Annotated in this window: 18 protein-coding genes and 1 tRNA gene; 11 read left to right on the forward strand and 8 right to left on the reverse strand. The window is 70.4% G+C overall.

Going from position 1 to position 20,178, the window contains the following annotated elements; translation table 11 throughout:
- Nucleotides 1-141: 141 nt before the first annotated feature.
- A complete protein-coding gene (locus tag G514_RS24045) occupies nt 142-447 on the forward strand; it encodes a hypothetical protein (RefSeq protein WP_157544526.1) in 306 nt (101 codons plus the stop codon).
- Here the strand turns inward: G514_RS24045 and G514_RS24050 are convergent.
- Both G514_RS24050 and G514_RS0100680 read right to left on the reverse strand, forming a co-directional pair.
- A complete protein-coding gene (locus G514_RS24050; RefSeq protein ID WP_051246564.1) occupies nt 432-1,691 on the reverse strand; it encodes an MFS transporter in 1,260 nt (419 codons plus the stop codon). The genes G514_RS24045 and G514_RS24050 overlap by 16 nt on opposite strands.
- Complete coding sequence (locus G514_RS0100680) at nt 1,688-3,076, reverse strand: NAD(P)-binding domain-containing protein (RefSeq protein ID WP_028650194.1); 1,389 nt, start codon at nt 3,074-3,076, stop codon at nt 1,688-1,690. Before G514_RS0100680 ends, G514_RS24050 begins: the two co-directional genes overlap by 4 nt.
- Before the next feature lie 97 nt (nt 3,077-3,173).
- Between G514_RS0100680 and G514_RS24055 the strand changes: the two genes are divergently transcribed.
- Entirely contained in the window at nt 3,174-4,079 is a 906-nt protein-coding gene (locus G514_RS24055; RefSeq protein ID WP_084151676.1) for a helix-turn-helix domain-containing GNAT family N-acetyltransferase, read from the forward strand.
- 24 nt (nt 4,080-4,103) lie between these two features.
- Here G514_RS24055 and G514_RS0100690 read toward each other — a convergent pair whose 3' ends face one another.
- Complete coding sequence (locus G514_RS0100690) at nt 4,104-4,523, reverse strand: arsenate reductase ArsC (RefSeq protein ID WP_028650195.1); 420 nt, start codon at nt 4,521-4,523, stop codon at nt 4,104-4,106.
- 11 nt (nt 4,524-4,534) lie between these two features.
- Nucleotides 4,535-5,209 carry an arsenate reductase/protein-tyrosine-phosphatase family protein gene (locus G514_RS0100695; RefSeq protein ID WP_028650196.1) on the reverse strand — a complete coding sequence of 225 codons (675 nt, stop codon included), beginning with the start codon at nt 5,207-5,209 and terminating at the stop codon, nt 4,535-4,537.
- Nucleotides 5,210-5,255: 46 nt separating this feature from the next.
- Between G514_RS0100695 and G514_RS0100700 the strand changes: the two genes are divergently transcribed.
- Nucleotides 5,256-5,975 carry an aquaporin gene (locus G514_RS0100700; RefSeq protein ID WP_028650197.1) on the forward strand — a complete coding sequence of 240 codons (720 nt, stop codon included), beginning with the start codon at nt 5,256-5,258 and terminating at the stop codon, nt 5,973-5,975.
- Nucleotides 5,976-5,985: 10 nt separating this feature from the next.
- Here G514_RS0100700 and G514_RS0100705 read toward each other — a convergent pair whose 3' ends face one another.
- The gene (locus tag G514_RS0100705) at nt 5,986-6,891 is read right to left on the reverse strand and encodes a DMT family transporter (RefSeq protein ID WP_084151677.1); all 906 of its coding nucleotides are present in this window, start codon (nt 6,889-6,891) and stop codon (nt 5,986-5,988) included.
- A gap of 232 nt (nt 6,892-7,123) precedes the next feature.
- On the opposite strand from G514_RS0100705, the gene G514_RS0100710 reads away from it, so the two are divergent.
- From G514_RS0100710 to G514_RS0100730, 5 genes are all read left to right on the forward strand, one after another.
- Nucleotides 7,124-7,441, forward strand: coding sequence for a lipopolysaccharide assembly protein LapA domain-containing protein (locus tag G514_RS0100710; protein ID WP_084151678.1), 318 nt, complete (start codon nt 7,124-7,126; stop codon nt 7,439-7,441).
- Nucleotides 7,442-7,561: 120 nt separating this feature from the next.
- Nucleotides 7,562-8,317 (forward strand): alpha/beta fold hydrolase, encoded by a 756-nt coding sequence (locus G514_RS0100715; protein ID WP_211222005.1) that lies wholly within the window; start codon nt 7,562-7,564, stop codon nt 8,315-8,317.
- Entirely contained in the window at nt 8,314-9,507 is a 1,194-nt protein-coding gene (locus G514_RS24060; protein ID WP_169576252.1) for a PP2C family protein-serine/threonine phosphatase, read from the forward strand. The genes G514_RS0100715 and G514_RS24060 overlap by 4 nt, the downstream gene beginning before the upstream one ends.
- 63 nt (nt 9,508-9,570) lie before the next feature.
- On the forward strand, nt 9,571-11,865 hold the full coding sequence (locus tag G514_RS0100725; RefSeq protein ID WP_028650201.1) for a catalase: 2,295 nt from the start codon (nt 9,571-9,573) through the stop codon (nt 11,863-11,865).
- 7 nt (nt 11,866-11,872) lie between these two features.
- Nucleotides 11,873-12,532: a hypothetical protein gene (locus G514_RS0100730; RefSeq protein WP_051246363.1), complete on the forward strand. Its 660-nt coding sequence runs from the start codon at nt 11,873-11,875 to the stop codon at nt 12,530-12,532.
- Nucleotides 12,533-12,790: 258 nt separating this feature from the next.
- Here G514_RS0100730 and G514_RS0100735 read toward each other — a convergent pair whose 3' ends face one another.
- The 3 genes from G514_RS0100735 to G514_RS0100745 form a co-directional block, all read right to left on the reverse strand.
- A complete protein-coding gene (locus G514_RS0100735; RefSeq protein ID WP_028650203.1) occupies nt 12,791-13,195 on the reverse strand; it encodes a PIN domain nuclease in 405 nt (134 codons plus the stop codon).
- Nucleotides 13,192-13,413 carry a type II toxin-antitoxin system VapB family antitoxin gene (gene vapB, locus G514_RS0100740; protein ID WP_028650204.1) on the reverse strand — a complete coding sequence of 74 codons (222 nt, stop codon included), beginning with the start codon at nt 13,411-13,413 and terminating at the stop codon, nt 13,192-13,194. The genes G514_RS0100735 and vapB overlap by 4 nt, the downstream gene beginning before the upstream one ends.
- A gap of 206 nt (nt 13,414-13,619) precedes the next feature.
- Nucleotides 13,620-13,695: transfer RNA gene (locus G514_RS0100745), tRNA-Lys, on the reverse strand.
- Between the two features lie 335 nt (nt 13,696-14,030).
- On the opposite strand from G514_RS0100745, the gene G514_RS0100750 reads away from it, so the two are divergent.
- Genes G514_RS0100750 through G514_RS0100760 form a run of 3 tightly spaced genes read left to right on the forward strand, consistent with a single transcriptional unit; the run spans nt 14,031 to nt 20,112 of the window.
- Nucleotides 14,031-15,776 carry a type I restriction-modification system subunit M gene (locus G514_RS0100750; protein WP_028650205.1) on the forward strand — a complete coding sequence of 582 codons (1,746 nt, stop codon included), beginning with the start codon at nt 14,031-14,033 and terminating at the stop codon, nt 15,774-15,776.
- A gap of 17 nt (nt 15,777-15,793) precedes the next feature.
- Nucleotides 15,794-16,981: a restriction endonuclease subunit S gene (locus G514_RS28795; RefSeq protein ID WP_051246366.1), complete on the forward strand. Its 1,188-nt coding sequence runs from the start codon at nt 15,794-15,796 to the stop codon at nt 16,979-16,981.
- Entirely contained in the window at nt 16,981-20,112 is a 3,132-nt protein-coding gene (locus tag G514_RS0100760; RefSeq protein ID WP_028650206.1) for a type I restriction endonuclease subunit R, read from the forward strand. The genes G514_RS28795 and G514_RS0100760 overlap by 1 nt, the downstream gene beginning before the upstream one ends.
- Nucleotides 20,113-20,178: the final 66 nt, after the last annotated feature.

Below are 20,178 nucleotides of genomic sequence, written 5' to 3' on the forward strand. Positions count from 1 at the left end.
CCGAGGTCTGTCCGAGGGTCCCTCGGTGCGTCCGGGGTGTGGCATCTCGATTGACGGGTACCAGGCGGGACTCCGTAGGCTGAGGGCGTCGCGGCTTGCGGCACGTCGTCTCGGGATCTCGGGCAGGTGATGGTGGTCGGCATGTTCAGGCGCCTGCGCCTGCGACGACTGCGTCGTCGCACGCCCGACCTGGCGGTGCCCGACCTGTCGGTGCCCGACGTGGTGCCCGCCCTCACTGCGCTGACCACGCCCCAGCTCTGCTCCCTGTGGCGCAAGAGCCTCGCCGGGCTGCGCGCGGCTCCCACCCCGGGCGCGCGCGCGAGCGTCGCCGCCGCCCGCGGGGTGCTGCTCGACGAGCTCGAGCGCCGCGAGCCCGAGGTGATGGCCGCGTGGCTCCAGTCCGGCGCCCGCGAGCCCCAGGGCCCGTCCGCCTACCTCGTGCGCTGAGGCTCGGCGGTCTCCGGCCGGCGTACTCCTGCCGGCGTCGCGCGCACCAGCGCCGCCGCCACCGCGGAGCAGGCAGCCAGCACCACGAACGCCGCGTCGAACCCGCCGACCAGCCGCGCGAGCAGGGTGCCGAGCCACGGCGCGAACGCCGAGGCCGCCATCACGCCGCCGGACAGCACGGCGGTGCGGGCACCGACGGCGTGGGTGCCCCACCGGTCGGCGACGGCGGTGGCCTGGACGAGGGTGAAGATCCCGCGGGCGCTGCCGGCGGCGAACGACCCGAGACACGCAACCAGCAGCGACCCCGCCGAGGCAGCCAGGGCGAGTGTCGTGAGGCCGCCGGCCGCGAGCACGGCGATGGTGCGCGGGCGGACGGGCAGCCGCACGACGACCGGGCCGTAGACGAGCCGGCCGGCCACCTGCCCCGCGCCGCCGACGCCGAGGGCGATCGCGGCCTGGCTCACGCTCAGGCCGCCCTCGGTGAGCAGGGGAACGGTGGTCACCACCACGGCGTAGATGCAGAACCCGCCGAGCGTGAAGGCCGCCGCGAGGAGCCAGAACTCCAGCGGGCCGGGCTCGTCGCGCGGCTCGAGGTCGACCTGGTCGCCGCCGGTCTCGGCCGCCGCCACGTCGCGGGTCGTCCACCGGGGGGCGAGGCCGAACCAGTGCAGGGGGATGGTGACGGCGAGCGGGAGGGCGAGCACGAGGTAGGTGCTGCGCCAGGTCCCGTGCGCGAGCAGCAGGGCGGTCAGTGGCGCGAAGACCGTCGACGCGAGACCGGCGACCAGCGTCACCGTGGTGAGCGCCCGCACCCGCTGTGCTCCCGCCCAGTGGTTGAGGGTCGCGAACGCCGGCGCGTAGAGCGTCGCGGACATCGCGACCCCGGCCAGCACCCACGCCGCCGCGAAGACGGGCAGCGACGGCGCGAGAGCGACGAGCGCGACCGACACGACCGCGATCACGGACCCGCCGGTCATGACCAGTCGCGGCCCGTGGCGGTCGAGGTGCCGGCCGACCCACAGGCCGCAGCCCGCCGCGACGACCTGCGCGGCCGTGAAGGCGGCCACCACGTGGGTGAGTGGCCAGCCCTCACGATCACCGATCGCGGCGGCCAGGACGGTGAAGGCGTAGAACAGCACGCCCCACGAGAGGATCTCGGTGACGCACAGCACCGTCACCACCCGGCGCAGGTCGGCGGCGCCCAGCGGGACCACCGGCGCCGGCCCGCGCGGGCGTGAGGTCATCCGCAGGAAGGCCCGCAGCCGCCGCCCGTCGCCTGGGTCGGTGCGCCGATGGTGACCAGCTGCGGCTCGACCGGCCCGCAGCACCCCCCGCTCGCCTCGGTCGGCACGCCGTCGAACTGCCCGGACCCGCCGCAGACCCCCGACTCGGGGAGGACGAGCTCGACGCGGGCGGCCGCCTCGTGGTCACCGGCGATCGCGGCCACGATGCTGCGGGTCTGCTCGAACCCGGTCAGGGCCAGGAACGACGGCGCGCGGCCGTAGGACTTCATCCCGGCAAGGTAGAGGCCCTGCTCGGGCTGGGCGAGCTCGGCCACCCCGTGGGGGTAGACCGTGCCGCAGGAGTGCACGTTGGGGTCGATGAGGGGAGCGAGCGTCGTCGGCGACGACAGCACGGGGTCGAGGTCGAGCCGCACCTCGGAGAGCCAGGTCAGGTCCGGGCGGAAGCCGGTGACGACGACCACCTCGTCGACGCCCGTGACGGAGCGGCCGTCGGCATCGACCAGCGTCAGGCGGCCGTCGTCGCCCCCGACCACCTCGGCGGTGCGGAACGACGTGACGACCCGGACGTGCTCGCCCGCCACCGCCCGCTCCGCGCGCTTGCCGAGCGCGCCGCGCGCCTCGAGCTGGTCGTTGTCGCCCCCGCCGAACGCGTCGGCGGTGCCGGCCCTGCGCAGCAGCCACGAGACCGTGGTGCCTGCGTCCGCGAGACCGGCCAGCCCCACCAGGGTGTTCTGGGCGGAGGCGCCGCGCCCGGCGACGGCCACGTGCTTGCCGGCGTACCGCTCGCGCACGCGCGGGTCGGAGAGGTCGGGGATGCCGTAGAAGATCCGGTCGGCGTGCTCGGCCTCGCCGAGCGCGGGCAGGCCGTCGGTGCCGAGCGGGTTGGGGCCGGTCCAGGTGCCCGAGGCGTCGACGACGGCAGCGGCCAGGAGCCGGCGCCGGACGCCGCCGCTCTCGACGTGCACGGTGAACACCGCCTCCTCGCGCCCGGAGTCGACGAGCCGGTCGCGGCCCTGCTTGGCCACGCCGACCACGCGGCTGTCGAGGCGCACCTCGACGAGGTCGGTCGCGTCGAGCGCCGCGGCCAGGGGAGCGAGGTAGCGGTCGACCCACTCGTCGCCGTCCGGGTAGGTGTCGGGGTCGGGGGCCACCCAGCCCGTGTCGGCGAGGAGCCGCTCCGCGACGGGGTCGACGAGCTCGCGCCACGCGGAGAACAGCCGGACGTGGCCCCACTCGCGCACCGAGGCGCCGGCCTCGCCGCCGGCCTCGAGGACCACCGTGGGCAGCCCGCGCGCGTGGGCGTGGGCGGCGGCTGCGAGGCCGATCGGACCGGCACCGACGACGACCAGGGGCTCGGTCGGGCTGGGCTGGCGTGCTGCGGTCATGGCATGGGCTCCTCTTGATCGATGGGCGTCGATGGAGGACACTATCGATCAACATCGATGAATACAACATCGATATCGATCGATCTAAGGTGACCGCATGACCACGACGCAGGCCGACCTCCCTCTTGTCGCGGCCGACGACTGCTGCGAGCCCGCCTCGTCGGTCGCTCCGCGCCCCGGGCTCGACGCCGACTCGGCGGCGACGTACGCCGAGTGGTTCGCGACCCTCGCCGACCCCACGCGGGTCCGGCTGCTGCACGCGGTGTCGTCGTCCCGCTCCGGCTCGATGCGGGTGGGTGACCTCGCCGCCGAGCTCGGCATCAGCCAGTCGACCTGCTCCCACCACGTGCGCCGCCTGGCCGAGGTCGGGTTCGTCGCCGTCGACCGGGTCGGCACGTCCTCGGTGGTCTCGGTCAACCCGGCGTGCTGCACGGGCCTGCCGCACGCCGCCGACGTCGTGATGGGCACGCTCGCCGCCGCCCCGTGCTGCCCGGAGGACCTGCCGGCCGGGGTGACCACCCGCGCCATGACCGACGCCGACCTGCCTGTGGTGCGCGACATCTACGCCGAGGGCATCGCCACCCGCAACGCCACCTTCGAGACCGAGGTGCCGTCGCTGTCGGAGCTCGCGGCGAAGTGGCTGCCGGGGCACCGCTGGGTGGCCGAGGCGCAGGTCGAGGGCAGTGCCCGCGTGGTCGGCTGGACGGCGGTCAACCCGGTCTCGAGTCGCGCCTGCTACGCCGGGGTGGGCGAGACGAGCGTCTACGTCACCGAGCCGGCTCGGGGGCGCGGGGTCGGCAAGGCGCTGCTCCACCGTCAGGTCAACGAGGCCGACGCGGGCGGACTCTGGACCCTGCAGACCTCGATCTTCCCGGAGAACCGCGCCTCGATCGCCCTGCACCACTCGGCCGGCTACCGCACCCTCGCCGTCCGCCCGCGGATCGCCCGGCTCGACGGCGTGTGGCGCGACACGGTGCTGCTGGAGCGCCGCCGCGCCGACTGACCGGTCGGACGGGCCTGGGGCCGATCAGGCGGGCCGGACGCCGAGCTCGTCGAGCAGGGCGAGCACCAGGCGCTCGATCTCGTCGCGGATCGGGCGCACCGCGTCGACGCCCTGGCCGGCCGGGTCGTCGAGGGCCCAGTCCTCGTAGCGTTTGCCGGGGTAGAACGGGCACGCGTCCCCGCAGCCCATGGTGACGACGACGTCGGCCGCGCGGACGCCCTCGTCGGTCCAGCGCTTGGGATGCCCCGTCGAGATGTCGATGCCACGCTCGGCCATCGCTGCGATCGCCACGGGGTTGACCTGGCTGGCCGGCTCGGAGCCGCCGGATCGCGCCACCGCCCGGCCGGCGGCGTGGTGCTCGAAGAACCCGAGCGCCATCTGCGAGCGGCCGGCGTTGTGGACGCACAGGAAGAGGACGACCGGAGGGTCGGTGTGATCGGGCATGGCTCTGCTCCTCAGCAGACGGCGGCCAGGCGATGAGCCAGCCCGGTGACACGGTCGTCGAGATCCTCGAAGGCGGCTTCGAAGGCGGCCGCCGTCCCGATGCGGACCGGGTCAGGCACCGACCAGTGAACGGTGCTGACCGCGCCGAGCGCCTCGTGCGCGCGGTCGCAGACCGTGACCACGAGGTCACCCGGCCCCACCTCCTCGAGCTTCTGCGGCTTGATTTCTGCCGACATGCGCAGCCCATGGCGGCGAGCCGCGGCCCGCGCGCCCGGGTCGACCCTGGCCGCCGGGTGGGTCCCGGCCGAGCTGACAGGCACCTCGCTGGCCGCCGTCCACAGCGACGCGGCGAGCTGGGAGCGCGCGGAGTTGGCCGTGCAGACGAAGAGCACGCGCTCGGGCCTCCCCGGCGCGGGCGGCCGCAGGTACGGGGTGGAATTGCCCTCGAGCCGCACGTAGATGCGCCGACGGTCGCCCTCCGACCGGACCCGGCGCACCAGCCCGGCGGCCTCGAGGACGTTGAGGTGGTGGGCGAGCAGGTTGCTGCTCACGCCCAGCCTCTGGGCGAGCTCCGTCGGCGTCGCGTCCCCGACCGCGAGGTGCTCGGCGACGCGGAGCCGACCTGGCTCGCCGAGCGCCGCGAAGACGGCGGCTCGCCGCGCCACGTCGTTCGGCTCAACGTCCATTGCCTCAATCTTGACTGAGGTAAAATGCGTCCGTCAAGATCTTCCGGTGACCGCCCTCCCGCTTCGCCGGCGGCTGCTCGCCGAGCTCCTTGGCACGGGACTGCTCGTCGCTGTCGTCGTCGGCTCCGGCATCGCCGCGGAGCGGCTGTCGCCCGACGACGTCGGGCTCCAGCTGCTGGAGAACTCGACGGCCACCGCCTTGGGGCTTTCCGTGCTGATCCTGCTGTTCGGCCCGGTCTCGGGCGCGCACCTCAACCCCGCGATCTCCCTCGCCGACTGGTTCCTCGGCCTCCGCACCGGTGCCGGGCTGCGCCCGCACGAGGTCGGCGCGTACGCCGTGGCGCAGGTCGCGGGCGGGGTCGCCGGCGCGCTCCTGGCGAACCTGATGTTCGACGTGGACTTCGGGCTGTCCTCCAAGCACCGCGCGACCGGCGGCCACCTGGTCGCAGAGGTCGTGGCGACCGCGGTCCTGGTCGCCCTCGTGTTCGCGCTGGCCCGCACCGGCCGCGGCGCGGCCGCCGCACCGGCGGTGGGCGCCTACATCGGCGCGGCGTACTGGTTCACCAGCTCGACGTCATTCGCCAACCCCGCCGTGACGGTCGGGCGGATCTTCTCCGACAGCTTCGCCGGGATCGCGCCGGCCTCGGCGCCGGCGTTCGTCGGCATGCAGCTCGTCGGGATGGTCGTCGGCGTCGCGCTGACCCTCGCGCTCTATCCCAACGCCGGTGGGCGGGCCGAGGACGTGGTGGTCCCGCACGTGCGTTGATCGCTGCGGCTCAGGCTGCGTCGACGTCCGGCCGACGCCGGACGTGTCTGACCGCCACGGCCGCCGTGGCAGCGACGACGATCGCCGCCCCGGCCCACTGGGCGGCCTCGAGCCGCTCGCCCAACCCGTGACTCGCTGTGAGGCCGAAGACCGGGATCAGCGGGAGGAAGCTCCCCGCCGTCGCGGCGGGCAGGCGCCGCAGACCGCCCACGAAGAACCAGAACGCGAAGCAGTAGTAGACCGCGCCGGACAGACACGCCAGCGCCCAGGTCGTCGGGTCCTTCGGCAGTCCGAGCTCGACGCTCTGCGTCGTCACCGCCGCAAAGGTCACGAGGACGGCACACCCGAGGGCGGCGAGCTGCTGGACCAGCACCACGTTCAATGAGCTGTCGTCGAGCAGGAACCGCCGGGTCAGCACGGAGTAGACGGCACAGGTGGCGACCGCCGCCAGGCTAAGCACGACCCCGCGGGCCGAACCGGACGCCCCAGGGCTGTGGACCACCAGGACCACCCCGACGATGGCGACGCCGACGGCCGCGGTCGTGAAGGCCCCGAGCCGTTCCCCCAACAGCACCCGGGCCAGCACGATGATGGCGAGAGGCTCGGACGCCCACAGCAGGACGGACATGCTGGCCGTGATCGACAGCAGTCCCAGCAGCCCCAGGCCGTAAGCGAGGCCCGGGTTGAGAAGCCCTAACAGGGCCAAGCGACCCAAGGCGGGCGACCTGGTGGTGGGCCCCACGCGGCCATGCACGAGCGCGAGCACCAGGCAGCTGGCACCGAGCTCGATCGCTAGCAGGGTCAGGGGTGGCACTCCCCGGTCGAGGACCTGCTTGCTGAGCACCGTGCCACACCCCCAGCAGGCGGTGGCAGCGACGACGAGGAGGACAGGACGGGACGACGGCAACGCAGGCATGACTGTGACTCCACTCGGAAGGCGGACGGAGGCGAGTGTTCGGCCGGCTGTCGCGAGCGCCGGCGGTCAGCCCGTCAGGCCTCGTCGTCGCACGAGTCGTAGGACGGCAGGCGGAAGCGACCCGCCACCGTCCGCGACCTCGTCACCCGTTCAATCTAGCCCGCAACCCGGTGGGGCGACCAGTGGCAACGGTCCGCCGTCCGCGCAGCGAGTGCGTGGGTACTGAGCGACCATGACTGAGACCCCCGAGGCCGACCGCGAGCGGCTCCTCCGCGAGGGGATGGACCGCAAGGACGGCGACCCGCTGCGTGGGTCACGCACCAGCGGCGTGTGGGCGGCGACGGTCGGCCTCGGCGTCGTCCTGCTGCTGCTCATCATCTTCATCGCGCAGAACACCCGGCAGGTCACGGTGTCGTTCCTGGCCTGGGACGGTCGGGTGCCGGTCGCGGTCGCACTGATGATCGCGGCGGTCGCGGGTCTCTTCCTCGCGCTGCTGGCCGGCCTGCTCCGGATCCTGCAGCTGCGGCGCCGGGTGCGTCGCGAGCGCTGACGGCGCAAGAAGCCCGCTGTCGCGGTTGCTGGAGGATCGCCGACCGGCCGATAGTCTTCGTCGGTGACGCTGGTTGACAGGTTCAACGTTCAGGTTTCCGGCCGTGCTGACGGGCAGCCGATGCTCTTCGTCCACGGGTTCGGCTGCGACCAGCACATGTGGCGGCTGGTCGCCCCGGCGTTCGCGGACGAGCACCGGATCGTCACGCTCGACCTGGTCGGCGCGGGCGGGTCCGACCCGGCGGCGTGGGACCCCCGTCGCTACGACTCCCTCGACGCCTACGCGGACGACATCCTCGGCGTCGTGCGCGAGCTCGACCTCCACGACGTCGTCCTCGTCGGGCACTCCGTCTCGGCGATGACCGGGCTGCTGGCCGCGGTCGCCGAGCCGAGCCGGTTCGCGGCCCTCGTGCTCATCGGTCCCTCGCCCCGCTACATCGACGACGACGGCTACCGCGGCGGGTTCAGCGCGGCGGACATCGAGGAGCTGCTCGCGTCGCTGGACAGCAACTACCTCGGCTGGTCGACCGCCATGGCGCCGGTGATCATGGGCAACGCCGAGCGGCCGGCGCTGGGTGAGGAGCTGACCGCGAGCTTCTGCCGCATGGACCCCGAGATCGCCCGCCAGTTCGCCCGGGTCACCTTCCTCAGCGACTGCCGCGACGCGCTCCCCGAGGTGAGGATCCCGACGCTGGTGCTCCAGTGCCGCGAGGACGTCATCGCTCCGGTCGAGGTCGGGCAGTACGTCGCCGACGCCATCCCCGACGCGCGCATGGTGCTGCTCGACGCCACCGGCCACTGCCCGCACCTGAGCGCGCCCGACGACACCATCGCCGCCATGCGCGACTTCCTCGGCAGCAGGGTCGGGGCCGCGTGAGCCTGGCGGACCCCGCCGACGACGCCGTTGCCGTCCACACCGACCGGGCCCGCGCGGCGTTCCTCGACGCGCTCGTCCTCGACGACCCCGTCGCGCTCTACGACTCCGCGCCGTGCGGGTTCCTCACGACCACCCCGGACGGCGTGATCGTGAAGACCAACGCGACGTTCCGCACCTGGGTCCAGCGCGAGGCGGCCGACCTCGTCGGCGAGACGAGCTTCGTGGACCTGCTCACCGTGGGCAGCCGGCTCTACTACGGCACCCACCTCGGCCCGCTCCTGCTGATGGCGGGGCGGGTGCAGGAGGTGGCCCTCGACATCCTGCGCCCGGACGGCACCCGGCTGCCCGTCCTGGTCAACGCCTCGCTGGCCCGGGGCGACGACGGCCGCCCGCGCGCGGTCCGGATCGCGGTCTTCGACGCCACCGAGCGCCGCAGCTACGAGCGCGAGCTCCTGGAGGCGAAGCAGCGTGCCGAGGAGCTCGCCCGCACGCTCCAGCACACGCTGATCCCGCCGACCGTCCCGGCGATCGCCGGGCTCGAGGTCGCCGCGGCGTACCACCCGGCCGGCCACGGCACCGACGTCGGCGGCGACTTCTACGACGTGTTCGAGGTCGGCGACGACGAGTGGGTCGTGACGCTCGGCGACGTGTGCGGCAAGGGCTACGAGGCCGCGATCGTGACCTCGCTCGTGCGGCACACGATCCGGGCGCTCTGCGTGACCGAGCGCAGCCCGAGCGCCGTGCTCGCCGCGCTCGACGAGGTGCTGCAGCACCACGAGACCGACCGCTTCTGCACGGCGGTCCTGCTCCGCCTGCGTCGCGAGGGCGACGGGTGGTCGATCGACATCGGGATCGGCGGCCACCCGAGGCCGCTGCTGCTGCGCCGCGGCTCGGCGCCCGAGCCCTGCGCCGGACGGGGCCCGCTGCTCGGGGTGCTCCACGACGCGACCTTCGAGGAGAGCACGGTCCGCCTCGGCCCGGGCGATGCCCTCCTTCTCTACACCGACGGGATCACCGAGGGCCGGCGCGGCGACGAGATGTACGGCGAGGACCGGCTCCTCGCGACCGCGGCGCGGATCGGCCCTCGTCCGCACGAGCTCGTCGACGCCCTGACCGCGGCGGTGCTCGAGTTCCAGGACGGCACGCTGCGCGACGACGTGGCGGTCGTGGCGCTCGGCGTACCCGGCTGAGCCCGAAAGGGTGGGATGAGCGGCCCGGAGGCGGGTACCACGGGCACCTACCCAGGAGGCAGCGTGGTTGAGAGCAAGCCGGCCAAGGCCGTGAGGAAGGCCGTCAGGGCGACCGTCGAGAGCGCCGCGGCGCGGGTGTCGGAGCTCCTGTCGGAGCGCGAGCGTCCCGCGGTGCCCGGCGCGCCCGGGTCGGGCACGCCCACCGTCGCGGAGCCGACCAAGCCGCGGGACCCGCTGCCTCCCAAGCCCGACCAGTCCGCGCCGGACCGGCGGACGCCGAGGGGCGCGGCCACCGACGTCGCCGCGACCGAGGTCGGCCAGCAGGGCCGCTTCCTGACCACCGCCCAGGGCGCGCGGCTGCGCGACAGTGACCACTCGCTCAAGGCGGGCGAGCGCGGGCCAACGCTGCTCCAGGACCACCACCTGCGGGAGAAGATCACCCACTTCGACCACGAGCGGATCCCCGAGCGGGTGGTGCACGCGCGTGGCGCCGGTGCCCACGGCACGTTCATCGGCTACGGCAACGCCCGGTCGGTGACCAGGGCGGGCTTCCTGGCCAAGGGGGTCGAGACGCCGGTGTTCGTGCGCTTCTCGACCGTGCTGGGCTCGCGCGGCTCGGCGGACACCGTTCGCGACACCCGCGGCTTCGCGACGAAGTTCTACACCGACGAGGGGACCTTCGACCTCGTGGGCAACAACATCCCGGTGTTCTTCATCCAGGACGGCATCAAGTTCCCCGACGTCATCCACGCGGGCAAGCCGCACCCGGACCGCGAGATCCCGCAGGCGCAGAGCGCCCACGACACGTTCTGGGACTTCGTCTCCCTCCACACCGAGGCCCAGCATCACGCGATCTGGAACATGTCGGACCGCGGCATCCCCCGCTCCTACCGGATGATGGAGGGCTTCGGCGTCCACACCTTCCGGTGCGTGAACAGCGCCGGGGAGACCTCGCTGGTCAAGTTCCACTGGAAGCCGGTCCTCGGTGTGCACTCGCTGACCTGGGAGGAGGCGCAGCTGCTCGCGGGGACCGACCCCGACTTCCACCGGCGCGACCTCTACGACGCGATCGAGGCAGGGGCGTTCCCGCAGTGGGAGCTCGGCGTCCAGGTCTTCCCGGACACGCCGGACGAGCTCTTCGACGGGATCGACCTCCTCGACCCCACCAAGCTCGTGCCCGAGGAACTCGCACCGGTGCAGGCGATCGGGCTGCTCACCCTGACCGGCAACCCGACCAACTTCTTCGCCGAGACCGAGCAGGTGGCTTTCCACGTGGGCAACCTGGTGCCGGGCATCGACGTCACCAACGACCCGCTGCTCCAGGCGCGTCTGTTCTCCTACCTCGACACGCAGCTGACCCGCCTGGGCGGCCCGAACTTTCCCCAGCTCCCGATCAACCGGCCGCACGCGCCGGTCAATGACATGCTCCGCGACGGTTTCCACCAGCACGCGGTGCATGGTGGCGTGGCTCCGTACAAGCCGAACTCGCTCGATGGCGGCTGCCCGTTCTTCGCGGGCGGCGCCCGCGACGGCGCGTTCGTCGACGTCCCCGCGGTCGTGGCCGAGTCGCTGAAGACCCGGGAGAACCCCGCGTCGTACGACGACCACTTCAGCCAGGCTCGCCAGTTCTGGCTCAGCATGACACCGCCCGAGAAGGAGCACATCGTCGCGGCGTACACCTTCGAGCTCTCGAAGTGCTTCGAGCAGGCGATCAAGGAGCGTCAGCTGCTCGCACTGGCCAACGTCGACCCCGACCTGTGTGCCCAGGTGGCCGCCGGTCTGGGGCTGCTCGCGCCGGACCCGACCGAGCCGCTGGCGGACGTGATGCCTAGCCCGGCGCTCGCACAGGTCACCGAGAACGAATGGCCGAGCGACGGACGCATCATCGGGATCGTGGTCGACCCCGAGGGCGACCTGTCCGGTCTGGACGCCGTGCGCGAGGCCGTCTCCGCGGCCGGGATGGTGCCGCTGGTCGTCGCTCCCCACGGCGGGAAGCTGCCGGACGGCACGGTCGTGCAGCGGACGTTCGCAGCCACGCGATCGGTCGAGTTCGACGCCGTGCTGCTGGCGGGCGCCCCGGCCCCGGGAGCAGACGCGCTGGCCGTGCGGGACAGCAAGGCCGGCGAGGAAGGGGCGCCCCTGCTGGACCCACGGGTGCTGCTGCTCGTCGAGGAGTGCTTCCGGCACGCCAAGGCGATCGGGGCGTGGGGTGCGGGCGTGAGCGCTCTGGAGCTCGCGCGCGTCGCCGGGGCGGCCGGCGTGTTCGCGGACGACGACGCGATGACGGTCCTCGCCGACGTCCAGACCGCCTTGGGCGCGCACCGCGTCTGGGAGCGGTTCGAGACGGCGCTGGCATGAGGCCGCGATGACGACGTTGGAGGAGCTCGAGCGGCGGGCCGCCCGCGCCGGCGGGGCGGTCGGCGGCGCGGTGCTGGCCGCGGCGACCCGCGGCGTCGCAGCGGTGCGGCCGGCCCGCAAGCCGCTGCACCCCGACGGCTCACTGGTGACCGGGCGCATCTACCGCCAGGGCTCCGAGACCGCGACCGGTGTGGCCTGGCTCGACGAGGCGGGCGAGGACGAGGTCGTCGCCCGCCTGTCGCGCGCCGTCGGGCTGCCCACCGCGCTGCCCGACATCCACGGGCTCGCCGTGCGGGTGCACACCCAGGACGGGTACGGCGACCTCCTCTTCGCCACGACCGGGCGCACCAGGATCGGCAGGTTCGTGCTCACGCCGAGCCGCGGCTCGCGCGACCGCCCGATGACCACGCTCCTGCCCTACGACACCGCCTCCGGGCCGCTCCTGGTGGGTGCGTTCGCGACTGGCGAGAACACCTTCGCGCTGACCTGGGCGACGCCGCTGGGCGACTGGTCGCAGTTCGGCGTGCTCATCCTGGCCGGCAGCCACGACGACCAGGAGATCTCGTTCGACCCGGTCAGGAACCAGATCGAGGGCCTGCGGCAGTACGCCGTCGTGCGCCGCCTGCGCGAGCCGGCGTACGCCACCGCGCGCAGCTCGCGCGGCTAGGCCGCACCGAGGAGCCGCGCGCTGTCGCAGCCGACCAGACCGGCAAGGGGCAGCGCTGCGACAACCACGACAGCGAGCATGCGGCTGCGAACCTTTACGTTCGTGGTGGGTCTCCGTTGGTCCTGGCAGCCGAGCGCCTGACGACAGGCTCTCTCTCGCTCGACAGTGGCTCGGCTCTGCCGGCCCAAGGACGGCCGCCCGCAGTTGACGACCTCCGGCCGACTAGGGAGTCGGGTGGTGAGGGTTCGGTCGGGTGGTTCAGACGCGAAGTCGCTGGACCGTTTGACCGGTGAGCTTCGCGACCAGCTCGAAGTCCTTGTCGAGGTGTAGCACGGTCAGGCCGGCGAGCTCGGCCGTCGCGGCGATCAGCAGGTCTGGGATCGACGGGGCACGATGCTGTTTCTTGCCTGCGAGCAGCTGCTGGACCTCGACGGCGCGATCCTCGATGGCCGGCGTGAGGTACTCCACGGGCATGGCCGAGATCGGAGGGCGGGTGATGGCTGTTCGGGCCTGAGCCGCTGTCCGCGCCGAGTAGCCCACCTCGAGCCTGGTGACGGTGGTGATCCTGACCAGGCCTCGCTCGATGCGGTTCGCCCACTCCTCTGCGTCCGGGCTGTCTCCCAGACGCACTAGTGCCGACTTGTCGATGAGCCAGTCGGTCATCGCCACGCGCCGTCCATCACCTCCGCGTCGGCCAGGTCGGCGAAGCGCTCGCCGAAGGCGAGAAGGTCATCGGCCGAGACCTGCACGCTCGAGGTTGCGGCGTCCGCGGCCAGGCGTCGACGGATGTACTCGACACGCGAGAGCCCCAACCGTGCCGCGTGTGCATCGACTCCTGCTATCACCGAGTCGGGAACGTCGCGGATCAGTACGTCAGTCATCGGCAGCCACTCCCCTCGATATCAGATGATATCAGACTCAACCTCGCCCGGATCTTTGTCGAGCGATCGATGGTGCGGGTGGCCTCAACTCCCGCATGATCGGGAGTGTCACCAATCAACCGGAGGAGCTGTCAGCCATCACCCGAAAGCGTGGAACCCATCAACCGAAGGCCGTGTGTCACCTCTCATGCGACGTAACACACCCGTGGTAGGCCCTGTCGGGCTCGAACCGACGACCAGCGGATTAAAAGTCCGATGCTCTACCAACTGAGCTAAGGGCCCGGGGGGTCAGGGTTTAGTTCTGGAGAACCCTCTGGATAACCTCCGTGTGATTCTAACTGGCTGGGCTGGTGTCTTGATCCGGGCTAAGTATGCGGGGGAAGGATCGAGCCACCGGGGCCCAGCCTCCCATGTACCGGCTGGCCGGTGCGTCGCCTCCAGTCTCAGCAGGGCTGTACGGGAGGCGCCGTGAGCCAGGCGCAAGGCCCTGCGTACGCGGCCGCGGCCGGACCTCTGGTCAGAAGAGAGTGACAAACTCGCCCTGACTGCACGCGGACGCGGCGTAGTCGGGGCAGACTGTGCCCGGTTGTTGTTGGCGCCTGTCGTGAGGAACCTCCTTGAGCACGCTTGGAAGCTTCATCTGGTCGATCGCCGATCAGCTCCGGGGCCCCTACCGCCCCAACCAGTACGGCACCGTGATTCTCCCGTTTACGATCCTGCGCCGCCTGGACTGCATCCTCGAGCCGGACCGTGACGTCGTCCGGGAGCTGGCGGCGAAGTACGACAACCCGAACCGGCTCAAGGTCGAGGTCACCAAGGCCACCGGGCGGCCGTTCTACAACACCTCGAACTACTCCTTCGCCAACCTCCTGGCCGACGCCGACGGGCTCGCGGACAACCTCACCGACTACGTCGACCGGTTCTCCGCCGACGTCGACGTGTTCGAGTACTTCGAGTTCAAGAAGGAGATCCTCGCCTTGGAGAAGGCCGGACTCCTGCGCGAGGTCGTCAAGGCGTTCGGGGCCATCGACCTGCACCCGGACAAGGTCTCGAACTCCGACATGGGGGACGCCTTCGAGTACACCATCCGCAAGTTCAACGAGGCCGCGAACGAGACCTCCGGCGACCACTACACGCCGCGCGACGCGATCAGGCTGCTGGTGGACCTGCTCTTCGCCGAGAAGGACGCTGCGCTCACGGAGGCCGGCATCGTCCGCACGCTGTACGACCCGACCGCAGGCACCGGCGGCATGCTCACTTTGGCCGAGGACCACCTGCTCGCGCAGAACCCCGACGCTCGGCTCAGCCTCTACGGCCAGGAGTACAACCCCCAGTCCTACGCGATCTGCAAGTCCGACCTGCTAGCCAAGGGCCACGACGCCACCAACATCGCCTTCGGCAACACCCTGACCGACGACGCCTTCAAAGGCCGCCAATTCGACTATTGCATGTCAAATCCGCCGTACGGGGTCGATTGGAAGCAGTACGCCAAGGCCATCACCAAGGAACGCGACGAAGCCGGCCCCTACGGCCGCTTCGCCCCCGGTCTCCCCGCCACCTCCGACGGGCAGATGCTCTTCCTCCTCCACCTCGCCCACAAGATGCGGGCACCCGAGGACGGCGGCGGTCGGGCCGGCATCGTCATGAACGGCTCGCCCTTGTTCAACGGCGGCGCCGGCTCCGGAGCGTCCAACATCCGCCAGTGGTTGCTGGAGAACGACCTCGTCGAGGCCATCGTCGCGCTGCCGACCAACATGTACTTCAACACCGGCATCGCCACCTACATTTGGATCCTCGATAACACGAAGCATCCCAACCGCAAGGGCACAGTCCAGCTCGTCGACGGCACTTCCTTCTGGACCAAGATGCGCAAGAACCTGGGCTCCAAGGGCCGTGAGATCAGTGACGTCGACCGCGCGCAGGTGGTCCGGCTTTACGCCGACTTCAACGACGCCGACCCTGACCACTCCAAGATCCTGTCCAACGACGAGTTCGGCTACTGGACCATCACCATCGAGCGTCCACTCCTCGACGAGGCCGGCAACCCGGTCGGCGACCGCAAGGGCAAGCCCAAGCCGGACGCCAAGAAGCGCGACACCGAGAACGTCCCCTTCACCTACGGCGGCTCCACCGCGGGCGCCGCTGGCAACACCGATGTCATCCAGGCCTACTTCGACACTGAAGTGAAGCCCCACGTCCCCGACGCCTGGATCGACTGGACCAAGACCAAGACCGGCTACGAGATCCCGTTCACCCGACACTTCTACAAGTACGTCCCACCCCGACCCCTCGCCGAGATCGACGCTGACCTCGAGAAGCAGGTCGCCAAGATCCTCGAGCTCCTTCGAGAGGTGGAGCAGTGACGCGTTTCGGGCATGCAATGGAGAAGATCGACGAGCGCATCCCTGGTGCCGACCTCCCGCTGATGTCCGTCTCTCAGACACGAGGCGTCATCCGCAGGAGCGAACTGACCGACGCCCCGCAACGAGCGGAATCCCTCGACAACTACAAGGTGTGCAGGGCCAACGACATCGTCTTCAACAAGATGAGCATTCGGTCCGGTGCGATGGGTGTCGCAGCCGAGGACGGATTGGTCACGTATCACTACGAGGTCATGCGCCCACGTCACGGGACTAACGCGCACTTCATCGCGTACCTGATGAAGTCGTCATGGTTCACAGAGGAGCTCATCAAACGCGAGCGCGGAATCGGGGCCGGCGACCAGGCCAACGTGCGGACCACCGAAGTTCCGTTTTCGGTCCTGAAGACGATCGACGCCCATATCCCGGACTACCTCGAGCAGCGCGCCATCGCCGACTACCTCGACCGCGAGACCGCCCGCATCGACACCCTCATCAAGGAACAGCAGCGCCTGATCGCCATGCTCCACGAGCGCCGCCAGGCAGCGGTTGAGGAGGCGGTGTCGATCGTCGCTACCAACGGGCCGCGGCTGAAGCACCTGATCCGCTCGGTTCGACAAGGGTGGAGCCCCCAGTGCTATGCATGGCCTACGGATGGTGTCGAGACATGGGCCGTTCTCAAGGCCGGGGCGGCCAATGGCGGACGCTTCCGTCCGATGGAGAATAAGGAGTTGCCAGAGGACGAGGCACCACGTCCAGACATTGTCGTAGCCCGCGGTGACCTCATTGTGTCGCGCGCGAACACCCGGGAGCTGGTCGGTAGTGCGGCAGTGGTCGAGGGCGACTTTCCACGCCTCATGCTGTGCGACAAGCTTTACGCGTTCTCGCTTGACGAAGACCGCGCCGATCCGCGATTTGTGGCTGCGGTGCTTGGAAGTCGCAGATGGCGGGACCTGATCGAGCTGGAAGCGACCGGTGCGAGCCACTCGATGCTCAATGTCAGCCAGTCCGACATCGTGAATCTCCCGATGCCGCTACCCCCCGTCAACGAGCAGCGCCGCATGGTCGCGCGACTGGACCGTGAGACCGCGAAGATCGATCGGCTTATCGTGGAGACGGAACGGTTCATCGCACTAGCCCGAGAGCGACGGGCGGCGTTGATCACGGCGGCAGTCACCGGGCAGATCGACGTTCGTGAGGCGGCGTGATGGCCGACCACAACGAGGTGGTTTTCGAGACGGAGATCTGCGAACACCTCGCGGCACACGGGTGGCTGTACTCGGCAGGCGACGCCGGCTACGACCGGGAACGTGCGCTCTTTCCGGAGGACCTGTTCGCGTGGCTGGAGGAGAGCCAGCCGGCGGCGTACGCGAAGGCGTTGAAGGCGGCCGGGTCGCCGGCGAAGTTCCTCGACGTGCTGACCACGGCGTTGGACAAGCCTCTGGAGCACGGCGGCGGGACGTTGAACATCTTGCGCAACGGGGTGCAGTACATCGGCGGCGGCCGGCTGAAGATGGCCCAGTTCCGGCCCGAGACGACGCTGAACGAGACGACGAACGCGCACTACGCGGCCATGCGGGTGCGGGTGATGCGGCAGGTGCACTTCTCGACCGCCGACCAGCGCAGCATCGACCTGGTGTTCTTCGTCAACGGCCTGCCTGTGGCGACGGCGGAGCTGAAGACGCACTTCACCCAGTCCCTGGACGAGGCGATCCAGCAGTACCGCCGGGACCGCAACCCGGTCACCAACGGCCGGCCCGAACCGTTGTTGTCGTTCGGGCACCGCGCGCTGGTGCACTTCGCGGTCTCCAACGACTTGGCGGCGATGACGACCAGGCTGGAGGGGGAGAAGACCCAGTTCCTGCCGTTCAACACCGGTGACGCCGCCGGCGCGGGGAACCCGCCCGGGGCGGAGGGCCGGTCGGCCACGGCGTACCTGTGGGAGCGGGTGTGGGAGAAGGACGCCTGGCTGACCATCATCGGCCGGTTGATGATCGTGGAGACCAAGGAGGAGTGGGACCTCACCACCGGCACCTCGGTGCGCCGAACGAGCATGCTGTTCCCCCGGTTCCACCAGTGGGAGGCCGTCACCGACATCGTGGCCGCTGTCGCCGAGGAGGGCGTCGGGCAGCGGTACCTGATCGAGCACTCGGCCGGGTCGGGGAAGACCAACACCATCGCCTGGACCGCGCACCGGCTCGCCCGGCTGCACGTCGACAACAGGAAGGTCTTCGACTCGGTGATCGTGGTGGTGGACCGCACCGTCCTTGACGGGCAGCTCCAGGACGCCATCCGGCAGATCGACGGCACTGGCAAGATCGTGGCCACCATCAGCCCCGAGGACGTCCGCAAGGCCGGCGCGAAGTCGAAGTCCAGCCTCCTGGCGACCGCGTTGAAGAACGGCGAGCTGATCATCGCGGTGACCGTGCAGACCTTCCCCTTCGCACTGGAGGAGATCCGCGCCGACGTCGGCCTGAAGGGCAAGACCTTCGCCGTCATCGCCGACGAGGCGCACTCCTCGCAGTCCGGCCAGATCTCCTCCAAGCTCAAGCATGTCCTGACCGCGGAGGAGCTCCAGGAGATCGAGGACGGCGGCGAGGTCGACGTCGAGTCCATACTGGCCGCTGAGATGACCGAACGGGCCGAGTCGCCCAACATCTCCTACCTCGCCTTCACCGCCACCCCGAAGAACAAGACCCTGGAGTTGTTCGGCCGCAAGGGCCCCGACGGGAGGCCGCGCGAGTTCCACCTGTACTCGATGAAGCAGGCGATCGAGGAGGGCTACATCCTCGACGTCCTCAAGGGCTACCAGGCCTACGACACGGCCTTGAAGATCGCCGGCAACGCCAACACCGAGGGCGAGGTCGAAGAGGGAGCGGCACGTAAGGGGCTGATGCGATGGGTGCGGCTGCACCCGACCAACATCAGCCAGAAGGTCCGGATCATCGTCGAGCACTTCCACACCAACGTCGCCCACCTGCTGGACGGAAAGGCCAAGGCGATGGTCGTGACCGACTCCCGCAAGGCCGCGGTGAAGTACAAGAAGGCCATCGACGCCTACATCGCCAAGCGGGCCGCCGAGGATGCCTCCTACACCTACCGGACGCTGGTGGCGTTCTCCGGTGCGGTGCGGATGGACGAGGACGAGGTCTGGGCCGCGGACTGGGGTCCGGCGCCGGCCAAGGATGACGAGTTCACCGAGGCCAACATGAACCCCGGCGCCGGCGCCGACCTGGCCGCGGCGTTCAAGGGCAACACCTACAAGATTATGCTGGTCGCCAACAAGTTCCAGACCGGCTTCGACCAGCCGCTGCTCTCGGCGATGTACGTCGACAAGAAGCTGTCGGGCGTGACCGCGGTGCAGACCCTGTCGCGGCTCAACCGCACCCACCGCACCGCCACCGGCGAGCAGAAGCGCAAGACGTTCGTCATCGACTTCGTCAACAAGCCAGAGGACATCAAGGCCGCGTTCGAGCCGTACTTCATGAACGCCACCCTGGAGACCGAGACCGACCCCTACGTCGTGGTGCACCTGGCCACCAAGCTCGCCCAGAGCGGCATCTACACCGAGGACCAGGTCCGCAAGGTCGCCGAGCTGTGGGTGACCCGCAAGGGCAACAACGCCCTCTCCGCCGCGATCAGCCCTGCCCAGCACGACTTCGCGCGCCGCTACGCTCGGGCGCTGGAGGAGGACGACAAGGTCACCCTCAACGAGCTGGACCTGTTCCGCAAGGACGTCTCCACCTACGTGCGGCTCTACGACTTCATGAGCCAGATCGTCGACTACGGCGACCCCTACCTGGAGATGCTCTCGATCTTCCTGCGCCTCCTCGAACGGGTCATCGACGACTCCTCCTGGGCCGCGGAGGTCGACCTCTCCGACGTGGTCCTGGTCGGGGTCAAGCACACCAAGGGCGCCGCAGTCGACATCTCACTGACCGGAGACGGACAGCTCAAGGGCATAAGCGGGGCCGGCACCGGCACCAAGAAGGAACCCAAGTACGTCGCCCTCCAGGTCGTCATCGACAAGATGAACGACCTCTTCGGTGCCGAGTCGTTCACCGAGTCCCAGATCCGTGAGTTCGTCCAGGGCCTCGTCCAGCGGCTGCTGGCCTACCCCGACCTGGTCAAGCAGACCCAGGTCAACTCCAAGAAGCAGTTCATGGAGTCCCAAGACTTCCAGACGGCGGTCACCGACGCGGTCATCGACAACCAAGGCGCCCACAACACCATGGCCGACTACTTCTTCAGCGATGGCGCCGGCATCAACGGCGTCATCCTCGCCCTGGCCGACGCCTTCTACGAGACTGCGATCGAAGAGCAGACCGTTGACCGATAGAGACGTCACCGGCCACGACCATGGGGGCACCGGCAGTGGGTGTCGGAGCTCTCTTGAAGCCCCAGT

Source organism: Nocardioides halotolerans DSM 19273 (assembly GCF_000422805.1).
GTDB lineage: Bacteria > Actinomycetota > Actinomycetes > Propionibacteriales > Nocardioidaceae > Nocardioides > Nocardioides halotolerans.

Excerpts from the sequence above, each read along its gene's own strand:
- G514_RS0100760 (WP_028650206.1), top strand. The coding sequence starts at position 16,981 with ATGGCCGACCACAACGAGGTGGTTTTCGAGACGGAGATCTGCGAACAC.
- G514_RS0100690 (WP_028650195.1), bottom strand. The coding sequence starts at position 4,523 with ATGCCCGATCACACCGACCCTCCGGTCGTCCTCTTCCTGTGCGTCCAC.
- G514_RS28795 (WP_051246366.1), top strand. The coding sequence starts at position 15,794 with ATGGAGAAGATCGACGAGCGCATCCCTGGTGCCGACCTCCCGCTGATG.
- G514_RS0100735 (WP_028650203.1), bottom strand. The coding sequence starts at position 13,195 with ATGACCGACTGGCTCATCGACAAGTCGGCACTAGTGCGTCTGGGAGAC.
- G514_RS0100695 (WP_028650196.1), bottom strand. The coding sequence starts at position 5,209 with ATGGACGTTGAGCCGAACGACGTGGCGCGGCGAGCCGCCGTCTTCGCG.
- G514_RS0100705 (WP_084151677.1), bottom strand. The coding sequence starts at position 6,891 with ATGCCTGCGTTGCCGTCGTCCCGTCCTGTCCTCCTCGTCGTCGCTGCC.
- G514_RS24055 (WP_084151676.1), top strand. The coding sequence starts at position 3,174 with ATGACCACGACGCAGGCCGACCTCCCTCTTGTCGCGGCCGACGACTGC.
- G514_RS0100680 (WP_028650194.1), bottom strand. The coding sequence starts at position 3,076 with ATGACCGCAGCACGCCAGCCCAGCCCGACCGAGCCCCTGGTCGTCGTC.
- G514_RS0100730 (WP_051246363.1), top strand. The coding sequence starts at position 11,873 with ATGACGACGTTGGAGGAGCTCGAGCGGCGGGCCGCCCGCGCCGGCGGG.
- G514_RS0100715 (WP_211222005.1), top strand. The coding sequence starts at position 7,562 with ATGCTCTTCGTCCACGGGTTCGGCTGCGACCAGCACATGTGGCGGCTG.
- G514_RS24050 (WP_051246564.1), bottom strand. The coding sequence starts at position 1,691 with ATGACCTCACGCCCGCGCGGGCCGGCGCCGGTGGTCCCGCTGGGCGCC.
- vapB (WP_028650204.1), bottom strand. The coding sequence starts at position 13,413 with ATGACTGACGTACTGATCCGCGACGTTCCCGACTCGGTGATAGCAGGA.
- G514_RS24045 (WP_157544526.1), top strand. The coding sequence starts at position 142 with ATGTTCAGGCGCCTGCGCCTGCGACGACTGCGTCGTCGCACGCCCGAC.
- G514_RS0100710 (WP_084151678.1), top strand. The coding sequence starts at position 7,124 with ATGACTGAGACCCCCGAGGCCGACCGCGAGCGGCTCCTCCGCGAGGGG.